This window comes from Kosakonia arachidis (genome assembly GCF_900116535.1).
GTDB classification, from domain to species: Bacteria; Pseudomonadota; Gammaproteobacteria; order Enterobacterales; family Enterobacteriaceae; genus Kosakonia; species Kosakonia arachidis.
This window is the reverse complement of sequence record NZ_FPAU01000001.1, coordinates 91,015-107,727: the sequence shown is the minus strand read 5'-3', so window position 1 is coordinate 107,727 and position 16,713 is coordinate 91,015. Positions and strand designations below refer to the sequence as shown.

Sequence of the window (16,713 nt, the reverse complement as noted above, 5' to 3'; positions counted from 1 at the left end):
AAATATTTTTATCTTTAAACAAGGCGATCGCAGAATGCGAAGACATAAAAATATTTTGCGCGTCACCTCACTTATTTATTCACGCACCATAACGGCGCACCTGCACTATTTTAGATAGCCAAAATAGTGCTATCACGGCGGGTAAATCTATAAGAAGAATGGATGAGAAAAACCTAATTAATGGATGTATGGTGAAATCATTATTGACAGAGAAATTCTTTATTAAATAAACGCGATAAATCAAAAGCATCAGGCCGTTAATTCCTGTGTTCCGGCCGCTTCGTTATTCCAGTGTTGCGCATTAATTGATGGTTAAACATAAACAATCAACTGACGGACGTGAGGTAACAATGAAGAGTTTTGGTGGGAAAGTCTCTTTAATGGCCGTACTGATTTCCGGCCTGGCGGGCGCACACAGTGCACTGGCGGAAGAAATTAAAATCGGTGTGGTGTTGCCGCTGAGCGGCGCACTGAGCGGCTATGGTCAGCCTTCACAAAAAGGTCTGGATCTGATTCAAAGCATCACTCCGACGCTGAAAAACGGCGATACCATTAAGCTTATCGTAGTCGACGATAAGAGCGACAAAGTCGAAGCAGCGAACGCCATGCAGCGCCTGGTGTCCAGCGATAAAGTGGATGCTGTTATCGGTGAAGTGACCTCTTCAAATACGCTGGCGATGGTGAAAATCGCCGACGACACCAAAACGCCGCTGGTCTCTTCGACGGCGACGAACGACCGTGTTACCCGCAACCATCCCTATGTCAGCCGCGTCTGCTTCTCGGACAGCTTCCAGGGTGTGGTCGGCGCGAACCTCGCGTCCCGCGATCTGAAAGCCAAAACCGCAGCCATCGTATTTGACAGCAGCAACGACTACTCGGTTGGCCTGGCGAAAGCCTTCCGCACCCAGTTCCTGAAAAACGGCGGCACCATTCCTATCGAAGTGCAGGCGCCGTCGGGCAGCAAAGATTTCAAAGCACAACTCTCCAGCGTGAAAGCGAAAAACGTCGACATGATCTACATGCCGATTTACTACACCGAAGGCGCACTGATTGCCGTACAGGCGAAACAGCTCGGCCTCAACAAACCGGTTGTGGGCGGCGATGGCCTGGCGGCGGATCCGGTATTTTTCGAAGTGGGTAAAGATGCGGTCAACGGCTATATGACCACCGATTACTACTCACCGAACGCCAAAGAGCAGACACCTGCTGGTGAAGCTTTTATCAAAGCCTGGGAAGAGAAGTACAAAACCCCGACCCACACCTGGGGTGCGATGGCAGCCGATGCATACAACGTGATCGTCAACGCCATGAACCAATGTAATAACCCACGCGATCGCGTCTGTGTTAACGAGAAAATCCGCGCCACCAAAGACTTCCAGGGTGTGACCGGTACACTGACGCTGAAAGATGGCGATGCAGTGCGTAGTGCGGTGATCAACGAAGTGAAAGATGGCCAGCTAGCCTTTAAAACCGTCGTCAATCCGTAAGCAGTAACCGGCTGTTAATAAGAGGTTTTTTAATGGATGGCGCCATTTTTTTCCAGCAGGTAGTCAACGGCATGAGTCTGGGCGGCATGTACGCACTGATCGCTATCGGCTACACCATGGTTTACGGGGTTCTGCGCCTGATCAACTTCGCGCATGCGGATGTGATGATGGTCGGCGCATTTGCCACCCTGTTTCTGTTTTCCTCGATTGGGCTGCCCTTTGGGGTAGCCATTTTTCTGACCCTTGCTTTGTGCGGCCTGCTGGGCATGTTCATTGACCGGGTCGCCTATCGCCCGTTGCGCCAGGCATCGAAAATTTCGATGCTAATCACCGCTATCGGTGTCAGTTTTTTTCTTGAAAACCTGTTCAACGTGCTGTTTGGCGGCAGTTCCCGCTTCTTCTCCGCGCCGGACTATTTCAACAAAACGCTGACGTTCGGCAACATCATCATTACCAACGTGGCGTGGATCGTGCCGGTGATCACCGTGCTGTTGCTGCTGGCGATCCTCTGGCTGCTCTATCGCACTCGCTATGGTATGGCGATCCGCGCAGTGGCGTTTGACGTTAATACTGTGCGGCTAATGGGCATCGACGCGAACCGCATTATCTCGCTGGTGTTTGCCCTCGGCAGCAGCCTCGCGGCACTGGGTGGGGTGTTTTACTCCATCAGCTACCCAACCATTGATCCGTTAATGGGCGTGCTGATTGGCCTGAAAGCCTTTGCTGCGGCGGTACTTGGCGGTATTGGCAGCGTCACCGGCGCGGTGCTCGGCGGCTTTATTCTCGGTTTTACCGAAGTGGTTGCGGTTGCCATTTTCCCGGAGCTTGGCGGCTATAAGGACGCGTTCGCTTTCATGTTTTTGATTCTGGTCTTGTTGTTCCGCCCGGTAGGCATTATGGGTGACGAACGCCTGGAAAGGAGCCGTTTCTGATGTTGAACCCGACCACGACGCTTGCCGCACAGGGGCGTAATCTGCTGATTATTCTGATCACCATTGCACTACTGGTGGGGATTAACCTGCTGTTTAACGACTACATTGTGCGGGTGATCAGCACCGTTTTCGTCTTTATGATCCTCGCCGTCAGCTACAACCTGATAAACGGCGTCACCGGCCAGCTTTCGCTGGAGCCTAACGGGTTTGTCGCCGTTGGCGCGTATGTTACCTCGCTGTTTATTCTCTCCAGTGACAGCAAGATGGATATGTTCGAAATGGCGGCGCCCAGCCCATTTATTATGGTATTGCACGCCAGCTTCCTGCCCGCGCTGTTAATCAGCGGCGTGTGTGCTGCCGTGCTGGCAGTGTGCCTGGCGTTTCCGGTATTCCGTGTGCGCGGTGACTATCTGGCGATTGTCACGCTGGGCTTCGGTTTTATTATCAAGATCCTCGCCATTAACAACCCGCAAATCACCAACGGCGCGATTGGGCTGAACGATATTCCTCAGCAACCGCATCTGCTGTTCTGGTGCGGCCTGTTCGCGCTGGCGGCAACCGGGATAATCCTGCAACTGGTGTGGTCGAAGTATGGCCGCATGATGAAGGCGATTCGCGACGATGAAGATGCGGCAATTGCGATGGGCATCAATACCTTCCGCATTAAAACCTGCGCCTTCGCCACCAGCGCTTTTTTTGAAGGGATTGGCGGTGGCCTGCTGGCCTCGCTGCTGACGACGATCTCGCCGGGATTGTTTGATTTTATGCTCACCTTCCAGTTGCTGATCATTATTGTGCTCGGTGGTCTGGGCAGCACCACGGGTGCGCTGCTGGGCACCATTGTGGTGGTGGGTAGCGGCGAATGGCTACGTTTCCTTGACCAGCCGCTGTCGCTGTTCGGTCACGATCTGGGTGCCTATCCGGGGCTGCGTATGGTGGTCTTCTCGCTGCTGCTGTTGCTGATTATGTTGTTCGCCCGCGAAGGGTTGCTGGGAAAAAAAGAGCTGTGGCAGTTGCGCAGAAGGAGCCGTCATGACAGCAAATAACGTCATCCTGCAAGTCGAGGATATAGTGATGCAGTTCGGCGGGTTACGGGCCATCGACAACGTCAGTTTTCATGTCGATGAAGCTGAGATCTTCGGCCTTATCGGCCCCAATGGCGCAGGGAAAACCACGCTGTTTAACGTCATCACCGCTAACTACAAACCGACCAGCGGCAGCGTGACGCTGGCGGGGAAATCAATCAAAGGGTTGAAACCCAATCAGGTGGTGAATGCCGGTATTGCACGTACCTTCCAGAATATCCGCCTGTTTAACTCCATGACGGTGCTGGAAAATGTGATGGTCGGGCTGGATCACGCCAGCCGCTATTCGCTACTGGAAGCGGCGCTGCATATTGGCCGCTATTTCCCGGCTGAACGCGCCGCGCGGGCAAAGGCGATGGAACTGCTGGAGTATATCGGCATTGCTGAACACGCCAATTTGCAGGCCACCAATCTGAGTTATGGCAACCAGCGTAAAGTGGAAATTGCCCGTGCACTGGCAACGGGGCCGCAGCTGTTGTTGCTGGATGAGCCCGCCGCCGGGATGAACCCGAAAGAAACGGAAGATCTGGCCGGGCTGATTTTCCGCATGCGCAAGGATTATCAACTGAGCGTGCTGCTCATTGAACATGACATGCCTTTCGTCAACGCATTGTGCGAACGGGTGATGGTGCTGGAGTATGGCAAACCGCTGTTTAGCGGCCTGATGTCCGAGGCGATCCAACATCCGGAGGTGATCTCCGCCTACCTGGGAGAGGTACGTTATGCTTAGCGCCCGCGAGTTAAAGGTATTTTACGGCGTTATTCAGGGGCTGAAAGGCGTTGATATTGACATCAATGACCGTGAAATTGTTACGCTGATTGGCAGTAACGGTGCGGGAAAAACCTCGACGCTGAACGGCATCATCAACCTGGTTCGCTCAACCGGAACGGTGAATTTCCTCAATGAGGATATCTCGCGCAGCCAGACGCACCATATTGTGCGTAAAGGGCTGGCGCTAGTGCCGGAAGGCCGCAAAATCTTCACCAACCTGACCATCGAAGAAAACCTGCGCATGGGGGCGTATAACAACCTCGCAAACTTCACCCGCCTGCGGGATCGCATGTTTACCCTGTTTCCGCGCCTGAAGGAGCGGCGTAAGCAGATGGCGGGCACCATGAGCGGCGGTGAGCAGCAGATGCTGGCAATCGCCCGCGCATTGATGAGTGAACCGGTGCTGTTGATGCTGGATGAGCCAAGCCTCGGCCTTGCCCCGAAGATAGTGGGCGAGCTGTTTACCACCATTCGCCAGTTGCGCGAAGAGAACATCACCATTCTGCTGGTGGAGCAAAATGCTACCGCAGCGCTGACCATCGCCGATCGCGCCTATGTGCTGGAGAATGGCAAGATTGTGCTTTCCGGCGCGGCGCAGGAGGTACTCGCCAACCCGGAAGTGAAAAAAATGTATCTCGGCGGGTAAGCGGTATTCGTTGCAGGATGCCGGGAGTGGCTTCGCCTTTCCCGGCGCGATAAATGCCATACCCGATAAGCGCTTACGCCATCGGGCATGGCAGTGAAATCACGGCTGCGGCCAGCAATGCCCCGCTGAGGCCGCCGTTGCCAGCAGCCAGTCGCAGAAATCCCGGCTCATCCGCTGTAATACCGCGGATTCGTCGTAGACCAGATAATAGGCAATCGGTGAGACCACGGGAATGGCCAGCGGGCAGATCAGACGCCCACAGCTTAATGCCTCCGCCACCAGCACGCGACGCACCAGCGCAACGCCCCTCCCCGCCAGCGCGGCATCAATCACGCCGTTCGAATCGATAAATACCGGCCCTCTGTCGGTATCCACATCATGTATACCCTGCGTGTCGAACCACAAACGCCAGTCCAGCCGGTGTTCATCGTGCAGCAGTGGGTAATTCAGTAATTCGCGCGGTGATCCGGGTCGGTTTTCCGCCAGTAGCACCGGGCTGCATACCGGCAACAGATGGTCGTTCACCAGGCAGTGCGACTGCAGCCCCGGATACACGCCCGCGCCGTGACGCACGGCAAAATCAATCCCTTCATTGCTCAGATTGACCACCCGGTTAGTGGTATTAATCTGCACCTCCACACCGGGATGCAGTTTTTCGAAAGCGCCCAATCGCGGCAACAACCACTGAATGGCGAAGCCGGCCGTGCAACTGACGGTGACTTTGCTCTGGCAGGCGTTATCCATCAGACGCTGCGTGGCCTGCGATATCTGGTTAAACGCAGGCTGGATAGCGCGCAGGTAAATGTGCCCTTCTGTCGTCAGCGCCAGAAAACGTGGCCCGCGCATAAACAGCCGGATATTCAGCCACGCCTCAAGCCTGGCGATTTGCTGGCTCACAGCACTGGCGGTAATGCATAACTCCTCGGCCGCCGCTTTCATACTCATATGTCGGGCGACGGTAGCAAAACAGATTAAAGCCTGCAGGGGCGGTAGGGTCATTGCGGCTCTCCGCGTAATTAAGTACAACTAAACTGTAGCAAAAATGCTGGTTTGTCAGCCTGATGCCGCCGGGGTAAAACATTTTTAGTTAAAAACGCAACACGAGGCATTGCACAATGCGGGCCATTGATTGCCTGAGATTAATGATACTGGCGGCCATCTGGGGCGCGAGCTTTCTGTTTATGCGCATTGCCGCACCGGAATTCGGCGCCATCAACACCGCTTTCCTCCGCGTGCTGTTTGGTTTTGTTGGCCTGGCGATACTGCTGGCGTTATTTCGCCGCACCGTTGAGTTTTCCGGTAAGTTGCGCGCGACCTTGCTGCTTGGGGTGATTAACTCCGGACTGCCGTTTTTGATGTACTGCCTGGCCGCACGCTGGTTGCCTGCCGGGTATTCCGCCGTTCTCAATGCCACTACGCCGTTGATGGGCGCGTTAGCGGGCATCACGTTTTTTGGCGAACGCTTGAGCACGAAAAAGTGGGCGGGTGTTGTGCTCGGGCTGGTGGGGATTTTGACGATCACCACGCTCGGCGAAATGCGCAATGTGCAGGAGGTCGCCGCTGGCGTGGCCGCTTGCCTGGTGGCGACGGGCTGCTATGGTATTGCCGGTTTTCTCACCCGCAACTGGATAACGGCGCGCGGCGGGCTGGATCCGACGCTGGTCGCCTTCGGCAGCCAGGCAGGCGCCACGCTGTTTTTACTGCCGTTCTGCATCTGGTCGATTAGCAGCGGCGCAACCATCCATTGGGCGCAGCCGTCAGTGTGGGCCTGCGTACTGGCGGTGGGCCTGCTCTGTACCGCCGTGGCGTATATTCTCTATTTTCGCCTGATTGCCGATATCGGGCCGCTGCGCAGCCTGACTGTCACCTTTCTTATCCCGCCGTTTGCCGTGCTGTGGAGTTACCTCGCGCTGGGCGAAACGCTGGACGCCGGGTTTCTCATCGGCGCGATAATTGTCTGCCTGGCCGTGTGGCTGGTGGTCAGCCCGGCAGCCGCAAAACGCCGTTAGCACAAGGTTCAGCTACGCTTACATTTCACACCACTTTAGCGCGCTGCCGCTGCGCTTTGCATCAAAATGGTGCATTAGCGCCTGTACTCGCCACGAAAACGCATTGCCAGCCATGCTGGCATGCTTTCTGCATTTTTACAGAATCTTCACACGCGGAATGCAGGGGATGACAATGATAAAAATAACGCTTCCGACAGCACCTTACTACGATGAGATGCTCAGCGCAGAGGGCAGTCAACGCCAGCATTACGATGCCTGGTGGCAGTGGCTTCAACAGACCGACCAGCACGCCATCCATCAAAAGAAAGAACAAGCAGAACTGTTATTTCACCGGGTGGGTATTACATTCAACGTTTATGGTGAAGAGGGCGGCACTGAACGTCTGATCCCCTTTGACAGCGTACCGCGAATTATCCCGGCCCATGAATGGCGCACCCTCGATCAGGGCATCCGCCAGCGGGTCAAAGCGCTGAACGCTTTCCTGTACGATATCTATCATCAGCAAAATATCCTCAACGCCGGTATTGTCCCGCGCGAGCAGGTTCTGGCCAATGAGCAGTACCAGCCCTGTATGCAGGGTGTGGATCTGCATAACAATATTTATGCTCACATCACCGGGATCGACATGGTACGTAACAGCGATGGTCGCTATTACGTGCTGGAAGATAACCTGCGCACCCCGTCCGGCGTCTCCTATATGCTGGAGAACCGCAAGATGATGATGCGCCTCTACCCGGATCTCTTTGCCAGCCAGCATATTGCGCCGGTGGAGCGCTACCCCGGCTATCTGCTGCAAACCCTGCGTGAGAGTACTCCGGTGGACGATCCTACGGTGGTGGTGATGACGCCGGGGCGTTTTAACAGCGCCTATTTCGAGCACAGTTTTCTGGCGCAGCAGATGGGCGTTGAGCTGGTAGAAAGCGCCGATCTGTTCGTAAAAGGCGGCGCGGTTTATATGCGCACCACCGAAGGCCCGTGCAGGGTGGATGTGATCTACCGTCGCATTGACGATGCGTATCTCGATCCACTGGCGTTTCACGCCGATTCGATGCTCGGTGTTCCGGGCCTGCTGTCGGTCTACCGGGCGGGCGGCGTCGTACTGGCGAACGCGATCGGTACCGGCGTTGCCGATGATAAATCCATTTACCCCTATGTGCCGGACATGATCCGCTTCTATCTCAGCGAGGAGCCCATTCTCGGCAATATCGCCACCTGGCAGTGCCGTAAACCTGACGATCTTAACTATGTGCTGGCCCATCTCGACAGCATGGTAGTGAAAGAGGTTCACGGTGCGGGTGGGTACGGCATGCTGGTCGGGCCAAAATCGACCCGCCAGCAGATTGAGGATTTCCGCAAGCGGCTGCTGGCAAACCCCGGCAACTATATTGGCCAGGAGACGCTGGCACTTTCCACCTGCCCGACCTTTGTCGAGGAGGGGCTTGCACCGCGCCACATCGATCTGCGCCCGTTTGTGCTCTCCGGCGAAGAGATTCGCCTGGTGCCGGGCGGCCTGACGCGCGTGGCGCTGAACGAAGGTTCGCTGGTGGTGAACTCGTCGCAGGGCGGCGGCACCAAAGATACCTGGGTGATGGAGGAGGATGAATAATGCTAAGCCGCACAGCCAGCGAACTGTACTGGATGGCCCGCTACCTGGAACGGGCAGAGAGTTTTGCCCGGGTGCTGGATGTCACCTGGAAGCTGTCGATGATGCCACGCCATCGCCAGCAGCAACACGATTTGGCACTACCGCTGAATCTCACCTTTTCCCATGAACTGTTTCAGCAGCGTTATGCCCGCTTTTCCATGAACAACCTGCTGAACTTCTTCGCCCTCGACAGCCACAACCCCAGCAGCATTTATAGCTGTATTGAAATGGCGTGGAATAACGCCCATGCGGTACGCGGTAGCCTGTCGTCAGAAGTGTGGGAGTGTATCAACACCACGCGTATCGACATCCGCAATCTGCGTCAGTCCGGGGTGGATAAAATCGGTATTGATACCTTTTTTGACTGGGTGAAAGAGCGCTCTCATCTGTTTCGCGGCGCGATGTTCGGCACGCTACTGCGCAACGACGCACAGTGTTTTATCCGTGTCGGTACGCTGATTGAGCGCGCTTACGCCACCGCCCAACTGCTGGCGCTTAAAGATCAGCAACTGAACAACGATCCGGATCCGGTGCGTGAATATTATCGCCTCGACACCCTGCTGCGCGCGGTGAGTGCCCGCGAGGCCTATCACAGCATCTACCGCCAGCCGATCAGCCGCGAAACCGTCAGCGAACTGCTGGTGTTTCGTAATGATGTGCCACGTTCGCTGCATGCCAGTGTGGCGGATCTGGTACAGCAACTGGAGATGATCGGTAATACGCGGGCACATGTTCCGCTGCGCCGGGCGCACCTGCTGCATGTGGAGTTGCGCTTCGGTTCCCTCGACGAGGTGATGGCGCAGGGGCTGCAAAGCTGGCTGAACCACTTCCTCACCCAAATTAACGAGCTGGCCGACAGCATTCGCCAGACTTATCTGGAGGCGCTATGAAACTCACCATCAACCATTTAACACATTACCAGTACGATGAAGAGGTGAAATTCAGCACCCAGTATCTGCGGCTGACGCCACAAACCTCCGCGCGCCAACGGGTTAGCGAATGGAAACTGACGCTACCCGCCTCGGCCGTCGCCACCCGTGATGCTTATGGCAACCTGATGCATGTGCTGACGCTGGACAGCCCACACCAGGAGATTTTTATTCACGCTCAAGGGGTGGTAGAAATCGCCGATAATGTGGAAGAGAGCGAGGAGAGTAGCAATGAAATGTTGTCGCCGCTGGTTTTTTTACGCCACACGCCGCTGACGGAAGCGAACGATCTGATCCGCGGTTTTGCCAGCCGCTATTACCAGGAGGCGGCGCCCGAAGAGAGCCTCACATCGCTGATGGCGGAATTACGGCTAAAAATGCCGTATACTCCCGGCGCGACACATGTGCAGGACAGCGCAGCGGATGCATTCGCCAAAGGAAAAGGCGTCTGCCAGGATCATACTCATGTGTTTCTGGCCTGCTGCCGTAGCCTGAAGATCCCGGCGCGCTATGTCAGCGGTTATGTCTATAGCCAGGATACCGAGCACGTGGCGATGCATGCCTGGGCGGAAGCCTGGATCAACGACCGCTGGCACAGTTTTGATATCACCAACGATACCCGCCGGCTCAACCAGCATCTGCGGCTGGCGGTGGGAATGGATTATCTGGATGCCTGTCCGGTGCGCGGCAGCCGTTTGGGCGGCGGCTGTGAAGAGCTGTTTTCCACTGCTGAAGTGAATCTGTTTACGCAACAGCAGCAACAGGTTCAGCAGCAATAGCGTCAACTGTTATGTAGAAAGGTGTGGTAATGACCTACTGTGTGGCCATGCGTCTGTGCGACGGGCTGGTCTTCGCTTCCGACTCCCGGACTAATGCGGGCGTCGATCACATTGCGACGTTCAAAAAACTTCATGTTTTTCAGCGTGAAGGCGAACGTGTGCTGGTGATCCAGTCTGCCGGTAATCTGGCGACCACGCAGAGCATTATCAGTCTGCTGACCTCGCGTATCGAGAGCCAGCAGACGCCCAACCTGATGCAGGCCGAAACCATGTACGACGCCGCAACGCTGATCGGTGAAACGGTACGGGAAGTTATCCACCGCGACAGCAAGGCGCAGCAAAACGGCAGTAACACTAACTTTGGCTGCAACATGCTGCTGGGCGGGCAGATTAGCAACGAAGAGCACCGGCTGTTTCATATCTATCAGGAAGGGAATTTTATCGAGTCGACCAACGACACGCCCTACTTCCAGATTGGTGAAAGCAAGTATGGTAAACCGATTATCGATCGGGTATTAACGCCGGATACGCCGCTGGAGCAGGCAATGTGCTGCGCGCTGATCTCGATCGACTCCACGCTGCGCAGCAATCTCTCCGTCGGCATGCCGCTGGATGTGATGGTCTACCGCCGCGACAGCTTTCACGCCCGCGAACAGCAGCGGATTATTGAAAGCGATCCCTATTTTATTGCCATCCGCAAAGCGTGGTCCGAAGGGCTGCTTAACACCTTCCGTCAGTTAACGCCCTTCCCCACGCAACCCTGAGCCCGGCACGTCGCCGGGCGGTTTAAGCGTAGGCGATTTCGGTGACATCACCGCCGAGCGTCACCACTGTTTCTCACCTTTATGTTCGCATTTTGCGTACACTTTGCAGTCTGATTCGCTTTTTGGAGGGACGAGAAAATGAATAAACCGACGATTACTTTACATTATTGCTCGCAGTGTAACTGGATGCTGCGCGCCAGTTGGATGGCGCAAGAACTGCTGCATACGTTCAGTAGCGATCTTGGAGCGGTGCGCCTGATCCCCGGTACCGGTGGAATTTTTGTGATTGATATTGATGGTGCAGTCATCTGGGATCGCAAGCAGGAAGGCGGTTTTCCCGATGCCGCAGAGTTAAAACGCCGCGTGCGCGACTACTGCTTCCCGGAAAAATCGCTTGGACACATAGAGAAAAAAAGCGATTAAGCGTCGGGCCCCCTCCAGCGTAAGCGTATGGAAGGTGCCGGCCTACGCAGGTAACTGCCGGTGATGCTCATCGCGACAGGCAAAAAAGTACATAAACAGTTCGCTGCGCTGCCAATAAATTTATTTTTACATTCAGGAATGGACGTTATTGATTGCTATTGTCGGCAGGCGATTTGCTGTTCGCCATCATCGAAATAAAATACTTCTGATACGGAGAAAACTCAAAATTAATCGCGTCCGTCGCATTAAATTTAATAATTTTCACATACGTATAGCGCTCAATCATTTCATGGCCTGATGTGTCACCTCTGAAAAAATCGTGCATTCCGTAACTCTTTTTTTCTTTGCCCATCAACAACTCCAGATTCACATGTAAATGGCGAAAAACCAGGCCTGAGAACCGTTCTGGCTTACCGTTTTCCGGTAAGCCAAATAAAACAAAAAACAAAAAAAACAATATTTCCCGCTATCAGATTTTTCCAACAACTGATATTGCTAACGCGCTTATTCTTAATAATTATTGCGGGCTATATGGTCTATATGGTGTAGTCAGTTGCGTCAACGTTCCTAATTCTGCTTATTTGTCGTCATTAGTCAATACTCCCTCATCGTGCCATTTAAAAATTCAGAAAAAACATCCTCACAAGATTAAAATAAATGCGTTGCCAATAGTCCTGGTATTTTTACGGTTAAAGAGAAGGGAAGATATTTATCTCCTCCTGTGCACAGGCTCAATACAGTGCATTAATCAGCGTAAAACCCGGCGCCATCATCAGCAGCGATCCCACCATATGTACCAGCACGGAAGGCATTTATTAAGTCACCAGCTTAACTCCCCACGGTGTACCGCAAAATCGATGGCAGCCGGAAATAGCGGAACGCGTGCAGGTATATTTGCCGATGTCCTAAATTAGCACTATCAACGTCATTTAAGACATCTCTGGCGCAATTATGATGTTTCCATCGCATCCATTGTTGAACCAGGGAGTCTGCTATGAACATCGTGACACAACACCACAAAGGCACTGCCGTTATTACCGGTGCATCAACCGGTATCGGCGCGATTTACGCCAACCGCCTGGCCCGTATGGGCTACGACCTGATTATTATTGCCCGCAACCATAACCGCCTGAACCAGATGGCCAGCCACATTACTGCTGATACGTCGCGTAACGTGGAAGCGATCGCCGCTGACCTCAACGATCCGCAACAGCTCCGGGCACTGGAAGCCAGACTGCGCGAAGACGCCAGCATCACATTGCTGGTCAACAACGCTGGCGTTGGCACGCATACGCCGCTGCTGGGCAGCGAAATCGATCGAATGGAAGCGATGATTAACCTGAACGTCACCGCCCTCACCCGCCTTACTTACGCGGTAGTGCCGGGCTTCGTCGCCCGTGGCGTAGGCGCAGTTATCAATATTTCGTCCATCGTCGCGATCGCCCCCGAAGTGCTGAACGGCGTATACGGCGGGACAAAAGCCTTTGTGCTGGCGTTTAGCCAGTCTCTGCATCACGAACTGGCCGATAAAGGCATTCAGGTACAGGCCGTACTGCCTGGCGCAACAGCAACACCATTCTGGGACAACGGCGGACTGCCGCTGGAACAGCTCGACAAAACCATTGTGATGAGCGCCACGGACATGGTGGATGCGGCACTGGTCGGCTTTCTGCAGGGGGAGCTGGTGACCATTCCTTCTCTGCATGACGACGCCGACTGGCAGGCACTGGAACAGCATCGCCGGGCGCTTATGCCGCAACTCTCCACAAACGTACCAGCAGAGCGCTATCGCGCAACCGTCACCCACTAACCGTTAACAGAACACAGGATAAGATCATGAAACTGACAGGCAATACGATTTTTATTACCGGCGGCACCTCAGGTATTGGCCGCGCGATGGCTGAAAAATTTCACCAGCTTGGCAATCAGGTGATCATTTCCGGACGGCGCCAGGCGCTACTGGATAGCGTCACCGCCGCCAATCCCGGAATGGGCGCAGTCGTGCTGGATGTGACCCGCGCGGAGAGCATCAACACCGCAGCAAAAGAGGTGCTGTCACGCTACCCGGCGCTGAACGTCGTGATCAACAACGCAGGTATTATGCCGTTTGATAACGCTGCCGGTGAACTGGATGACGAAATGGCAACCACGCTACTGAACACGAACCTGCTGGGGCCCGTGCGCGTCAGCGCCGCGTTTATCGAACACCTGAAACAACAGTCGGACGCGGTGCTGATCAATAACAGTTCGATTCTGGCATTCCTGCCACTCGCAGCGAATGCGCTCTACTCCGCAACGAAGGCAGCCATTCACTCCTACACCCTGTCGCAGCGCTTCCTGCTGCGCGACAGCAGCGTCAAAGTGATTGAAATCTCGCCGCCATGGGTCGACACCGACCTGATTTATAAAAGCGGCGATCCGCGCGCAATGCCGTTGCAGGACTTTATCCAGCAGACCTTCGACAAACTTGGCACCGATACCCTTGAAGCGATTGTGGACAGCGTTTTGCCCGCGCGCGACAACCCCGGCGCGAATGAACATGCGATGGTTAACGCATTTAACCAGTCTCTCGTCGATAACCCCATTCCTGTTGCATAACCGATGATGGGGCAGCTTGCTGCCCCCTTGCAGGAGTTCAAGATGCAGAACCCAATCTCCCCTTCGCAAAGACGCGCCCTGTGGGCGCTGAGCCTGGCCTACTTTGTTCAGGCGACCGGCGCACTGTCGGTTGCGGGCAGCCTGGCCGCAGTCTCCCATGAATGGGGATTAAGTGACGGGCAAAGCGCCCGTCTGCTCTCCATTTTCGGTTTGACCTTCGCGCTGGCCGCTCCGCTGGCGCAGATCTTTTTCGGTCACCTGATGCGTAAATATCAGGTACTGGCCGGGATGCTGGTATTTGGCCTCGGCGCCCTGCTCTTCGCGATAGCCGCTAATTACCCGATGCTTATCGCTTCGCGCATTGTGATGGGGCTTGGCGCTTCGCTGATTGGCCCGGTACTGGTGGCGCTCGGCGCGGAGTTAGTGGCGCAGCACGATCGTGGCAGTGCTATCGCCATGATATTGCTTGGCGTCTCGATGGCGAGCATGGTGGGGATCCCGCTGGCCGCCTGGATTGCAACAACATGGGGCGCGCGTGAACTGTTTGCGCTGGTCGCCTTGTTCAGCTTGCTTACGGCGCTGGCAGTCTGGTTAAGCGTGCCGAATATCGTCAAAGGCGCGGATATCCACTTTCGCCAGCTGGTCGCTGTGCTGGCGGAGGGTAAATCGTTGGCGGCGTTCCTGGTGGTATTTTTTATCACCTCCGGCGTCTACGACATGTACGCCTTTATCTCTCCGCTGATCCGCGATAACTGGCACGGCACAGCCAGCAGCGTTTCTGTTGCCTTAGCGGTGATTGGTGTCGCCGGGATTTTGGGCAACCTGTTTGTTGGCCGCGCGGCGCGTCGCTACAGCGCCGAGCGTTTACTGGTGGTGGGCATCACACTGCTGATTGTGGATATGCTGGCGATAATGATCCTGCCCGCAAAACTGATGCTGCTTTATCTGCTGTTGGTCCTGTGGGCGTTCTCTACCGATCTGCTGTGGCCGTCCCAGCAACGGCGAGTGGTGGAAATCGCCACTGCCGAAACGCGCGGGATTTCGCTGGCGTTAACCAGCGCCTTTATGTTCTGCGGTATTGGTTTTGGCTCGGCCGTCGCGTCGTGGATCTATCCGCTGTGGGGTTTTTATGGTGTGATGATCAGCGCTGTTCTGTTTTTATTACTGGCATTAATCAGCTTGCTGATTTCGGAGCGCTTACGCGTTCGCTGCCTGACGCTCCAGCCCACCAGCCTGCCATCTTAGGGAGTCGCGATGCACAAAATTGGCTTAATCATTGCCGACCATTTCCAGATGCTGGCGATCTCCACACTGACCGTGTTTGAGTTTGCCAACATGGCCGCCGGCAAAGCCTTTTACCAGCCCGTGGTCTACTCCGAATTTGGTGGCACGGTGCGCTCATCATCGGGCATTGGTGTGGATTCGCTGCCGCTTTCGGATGACACGCAGGTGGATAGCTGGCTGGTGGCGGGTGTACTGACACCGGTTGAAGAACCGGCATCGGCTGGCATCGTCGATTTTCTGCAAACCACTGCGCGCCGGGCACGCCGCATTGCAGGAGTCTGTACCGGCGCCTTTGTGCTGGCCCAGGCCGGATTACTGGAGAAAAAACGCGCGACTACGCACTGGGCGCACGCCCGCAGTTTGTTGCAGATGCATCCCGACATACAGCTTGAAGATGACCGCATCTTTATCATCGATGATAGAATCTGGACCTCTGCAGGCATGACCGCCGGGCTGGATATGGCGCTCGGCATGGTGGAAAAAGATCTGGGCGCAGAGATCGCCCGCGCGGTTGCGCACAATCTGGTGATGAACCAGCGGCGCTCTGGCGGGCAAACACAGCATTCGGAGATGCTGGCGCTGGCACCGCGTTCCGATCGTCTGCAAAGCGCGCTCGAATATGCCCGCAGCAATCTGAGTAAAGCGCTGACGGTGGAACTGCTGGCCGACGCTGTCCATCTGAGCGCCCGCCAGCTTAGCCGCCTGTTTCGCCAGGAGACGGGGAAATCACCGGCCAAGGCGATTGAGGGATTACGTCTGGAAGCTGCGCGGCTGATGATTGAGCAAAGCCGTTTGTCGCTGGACGCCATCGCCCGCGAATCGGGTTTTCGCGATCGCCGCCATATGCGGGAAGTCTTTATTCGCGGCTATGGCATTCCACCGCAGTCGTTGCGTAGCGGGCGCTAAGCCCTATTTGCTCTTTGCGGATGAAAGTGTTGTCGCCAGAAAGTGAATTATTTGTTCACCCAGACGGCGTAGACTGAGTGCAGTTTTATACGCTTAAAGGAGCAGAAAAATGCAGGAAAAAATTACGATTGTCGCCACCATTACCGCCCATGCCGGTGCCCGCGACAAAGTAGCCCAGGCGCTGAAAACCGTGGAACGGGACGTTCAGGGCGAGCCAGGATGCGAGCTGTACCAACTACATGTCAACAGCAAAAACGATCATCAATTCGTGATGATTGAGCGCTGGAAATCGGCGCAAATGCTGGCACAGCATGAACAGGCCGCGCCGTTCAAAGCGATGGTTAGCGCTATCGACGGCTTAGCCGATTTGCAGGTAACGACGCTGACGGCTGTTGCCTGACGACTAAGAGCCTATCCCATCAGGCTCTAAACCCAGGCGTTCTGGCCTGGGTTT

18 protein-coding genes are annotated in these 16,713 nt (G+C 55.2%); 16 read left to right on the top strand and 2 right to left on the bottom strand.

Annotated features, from left to right (window positions below):
• The first annotated feature begins 350 nt into the window (after positions 1 to 350).
• From BM427_RS00515 to BM427_RS00495, 5 genes are read left to right on the top strand one after another with little or no spacing between them, the layout of a single operon-like run.
• The gene (locus tag BM427_RS00515; protein WP_090118324.1) at positions 351 to 1,487 is read left to right on the top strand and encodes an ABC transporter substrate-binding protein; all 1,137 of its coding nucleotides are present in this window, start codon (positions 351 to 353) and stop codon (positions 1,485 to 1,487) included.
• 32 nt (positions 1,488 to 1,519) lie between these two features.
• A complete protein-coding gene (locus BM427_RS00510; RefSeq protein ID WP_090118323.1) occupies positions 1,520 to 2,419 on the top strand; it encodes a branched-chain amino acid ABC transporter permease in 900 nt (299 codons plus the stop codon).
• Positions 2,419 to 3,465: a branched-chain amino acid ABC transporter permease gene (locus BM427_RS00505; RefSeq protein ID WP_090118322.1), complete on the top strand. Its 1,047-nt coding sequence runs from the start codon at positions 2,419 to 2,421 to the stop codon at positions 3,463 to 3,465. The genes BM427_RS00510 and BM427_RS00505 overlap by 1 nt, the downstream gene beginning before the upstream one ends.
• Positions 3,452 to 4,234 (top strand): ABC transporter ATP-binding protein, encoded by a 783-nt coding sequence (locus tag BM427_RS00500; protein ID WP_090118321.1) that lies wholly within the window; start codon positions 3,452 to 3,454, stop codon positions 4,232 to 4,234. Before BM427_RS00505 ends, BM427_RS00500 begins: the two co-directional genes overlap by 14 nt.
• Positions 4,227 to 4,922 carry an ABC transporter ATP-binding protein gene (locus BM427_RS00495; protein ID WP_090118320.1) on the top strand — a complete coding sequence of 232 codons (696 nt, stop codon included), beginning with the start codon at positions 4,227 to 4,229 and terminating at the stop codon, positions 4,920 to 4,922. The genes BM427_RS00500 and BM427_RS00495 overlap by 8 nt, the downstream gene beginning before the upstream one ends.
• Before the next feature lie 99 nt (positions 4,923 to 5,021).
• On the opposite strand, the gene gcvA is transcribed toward BM427_RS00495, so the two are convergent.
• A complete protein-coding gene (gene gcvA, locus BM427_RS00490; RefSeq protein WP_090118319.1) occupies positions 5,022 to 5,921 on the bottom strand; it encodes a transcriptional regulator GcvA in 900 nt (299 codons plus the stop codon).
• Positions 5,922 to 6,037: 116 nt separating this feature from the next.
• Between gcvA and BM427_RS00485 the strand changes: the two genes are divergently transcribed.
• From BM427_RS00485 to BM427_RS00460, 6 genes are all read left to right on the top strand, one after another.
• Positions 6,038 to 6,931 (top strand): DMT family transporter, encoded by an 894-nt coding sequence (locus BM427_RS00485; RefSeq protein WP_090118318.1) that lies wholly within the window; start codon positions 6,038 to 6,040, stop codon positions 6,929 to 6,931.
• Positions 6,932 to 7,103: 172 nt separating this feature from the next.
• Positions 7,104 to 8,537 (top strand): circularly permuted type 2 ATP-grasp protein, encoded by a 1,434-nt coding sequence (locus BM427_RS00480; protein ID WP_090118317.1) that lies wholly within the window; start codon positions 7,104 to 7,106, stop codon positions 8,535 to 8,537.
• Positions 8,537 to 9,466, top strand: coding sequence for an alpha-E domain-containing protein (locus BM427_RS00475; protein ID WP_090118316.1), 930 nt, complete (start codon positions 8,537 to 8,539; stop codon positions 9,464 to 9,466). Before BM427_RS00480 ends, BM427_RS00475 begins: the two co-directional genes overlap by 1 nt.
• Positions 9,463 to 10,284: a transglutaminase family protein gene (locus BM427_RS00470; RefSeq protein WP_090118315.1), complete on the top strand. Its 822-nt coding sequence runs from the start codon at positions 9,463 to 9,465 to the stop codon at positions 10,282 to 10,284. Before BM427_RS00475 ends, BM427_RS00470 begins: the two co-directional genes overlap by 4 nt.
• 29 nt (positions 10,285 to 10,313) lie before the next feature.
• Entirely contained in the window at positions 10,314 to 11,048 is a 735-nt protein-coding gene (locus BM427_RS00465; protein ID WP_090118314.1) for a proteasome-type protease, read from the top strand.
• A 138-nt stretch (positions 11,049 to 11,186) separates the two neighbouring features.
• On the top strand, positions 11,187 to 11,471 hold the full coding sequence (locus tag BM427_RS00460) for an Rdx family protein (RefSeq protein ID WP_090118313.1): 285 nt from the start codon (positions 11,187 to 11,189) through the stop codon (positions 11,469 to 11,471).
• Positions 11,472 to 11,616: 145 nt separating this feature from the next.
• On the opposite strand, the gene BM427_RS00455 is transcribed toward BM427_RS00460, so the two are convergent.
• Entirely contained in the window at positions 11,617 to 11,823 is a 207-nt protein-coding gene (locus tag BM427_RS00455; RefSeq protein ID WP_139234368.1) for a hypothetical protein, read from the bottom strand.
• A 642-nt stretch (positions 11,824 to 12,465) separates the two neighbouring features.
• Here BM427_RS00455 and BM427_RS00450 point away from each other — a divergent pair.
• The 5 genes from BM427_RS00450 to BM427_RS00430 all read left to right on the top strand — a co-directional run bounded on the left by BM427_RS00450 (position 12,466) and on the right by BM427_RS00430 (position 16,659).
• Complete coding sequence (locus tag BM427_RS00450; RefSeq protein ID WP_090118311.1) at positions 12,466 to 13,281, top strand: SDR family NAD(P)-dependent oxidoreductase; 816 nt, start codon at positions 12,466 to 12,468, stop codon at positions 13,279 to 13,281.
• A gap of 26 nt (positions 13,282 to 13,307) precedes the next feature.
• Positions 13,308 to 14,069 carry an SDR family oxidoreductase gene (locus tag BM427_RS00445; RefSeq protein WP_090118310.1) on the top strand — a complete coding sequence of 254 codons (762 nt, stop codon included), beginning with the start codon at positions 13,308 to 13,310 and terminating at the stop codon, positions 14,067 to 14,069.
• A gap of 42 nt (positions 14,070 to 14,111) precedes the next feature.
• Complete coding sequence (locus tag BM427_RS00440) at positions 14,112 to 15,314, top strand: MFS transporter (RefSeq protein WP_090118309.1); 1,203 nt, start codon at positions 14,112 to 14,114, stop codon at positions 15,312 to 15,314.
• Positions 15,315 to 15,323: 9 nt separating this feature from the next.
• Positions 15,324 to 16,259, top strand: coding sequence for a GlxA family transcriptional regulator (locus BM427_RS00435; RefSeq protein WP_090118308.1), 936 nt, complete (start codon positions 15,324 to 15,326; stop codon positions 16,257 to 16,259).
• Between the two features lie 109 nt (positions 16,260 to 16,368).
• Positions 16,369 to 16,659: a putative quinol monooxygenase gene (locus BM427_RS00430; RefSeq protein ID WP_090118307.1), complete on the top strand. Its 291-nt coding sequence runs from the start codon at positions 16,369 to 16,371 to the stop codon at positions 16,657 to 16,659.
• Positions 16,660 to 16,713: the final 54 nt, after the last annotated feature.

Coding starts and splice junctions, on each gene's coding strand:
- BM427_RS00515 (WP_090118324.1), top strand. CDS start 351: ATGAAGAGTTTTGGTGGGAAAGTCTCTTTAATGGCCGTACTGATTTCC.
- BM427_RS00440 (WP_090118309.1), top strand. CDS start 14,112: ATGCAGAACCCAATCTCCCCTTCGCAAAGACGCGCCCTGTGGGCGCTG.
- gcvA (WP_090118319.1), bottom strand. CDS start 5,921: ATGACCCTACCGCCCCTGCAGGCTTTAATCTGTTTTGCTACCGTCGCC.
- BM427_RS00455 (WP_139234368.1), bottom strand. CDS start 11,823: ATGGGCAAAGAAAAAAAGAGTTACGGAATGCACGATTTTTTCAGAGGT.
- BM427_RS00475 (WP_090118316.1), top strand. CDS start 8,537: ATGCTAAGCCGCACAGCCAGCGAACTGTACTGGATGGCCCGCTACCTG.
- BM427_RS00495 (WP_090118320.1), top strand. CDS start 4,227: ATGCTTAGCGCCCGCGAGTTAAAGGTATTTTACGGCGTTATTCAGGGG.
- BM427_RS00430 (WP_090118307.1), top strand. CDS start 16,369: ATGCAGGAAAAAATTACGATTGTCGCCACCATTACCGCCCATGCCGGT.
- BM427_RS00460 (WP_090118313.1), top strand. CDS start 11,187: ATGAATAAACCGACGATTACTTTACATTATTGCTCGCAGTGTAACTGG.
- BM427_RS00445 (WP_090118310.1), top strand. CDS start 13,308: ATGAAACTGACAGGCAATACGATTTTTATTACCGGCGGCACCTCAGGT.
- BM427_RS00480 (WP_090118317.1), top strand. CDS start 7,104: ATGATAAAAATAACGCTTCCGACAGCACCTTACTACGATGAGATGCTC.
- BM427_RS00435 (WP_090118308.1), top strand. CDS start 15,324: ATGCACAAAATTGGCTTAATCATTGCCGACCATTTCCAGATGCTGGCG.
- BM427_RS00510 (WP_090118323.1), top strand. CDS start 1,520: ATGGATGGCGCCATTTTTTTCCAGCAGGTAGTCAACGGCATGAGTCTG.
- BM427_RS00505 (WP_090118322.1), top strand. CDS start 2,419: ATGTTGAACCCGACCACGACGCTTGCCGCACAGGGGCGTAATCTGCTG.
- BM427_RS00450 (WP_090118311.1), top strand. CDS start 12,466: ATGAACATCGTGACACAACACCACAAAGGCACTGCCGTTATTACCGGT.
- BM427_RS00470 (WP_090118315.1), top strand. CDS start 9,463: ATGAAACTCACCATCAACCATTTAACACATTACCAGTACGATGAAGAG.
- BM427_RS00485 (WP_090118318.1), top strand. CDS start 6,038: ATGCGGGCCATTGATTGCCTGAGATTAATGATACTGGCGGCCATCTGG.
- BM427_RS00465 (WP_090118314.1), top strand. CDS start 10,314: ATGACCTACTGTGTGGCCATGCGTCTGTGCGACGGGCTGGTCTTCGCT.
- BM427_RS00500 (WP_090118321.1), top strand. CDS start 3,452: ATGACAGCAAATAACGTCATCCTGCAAGTCGAGGATATAGTGATGCAG.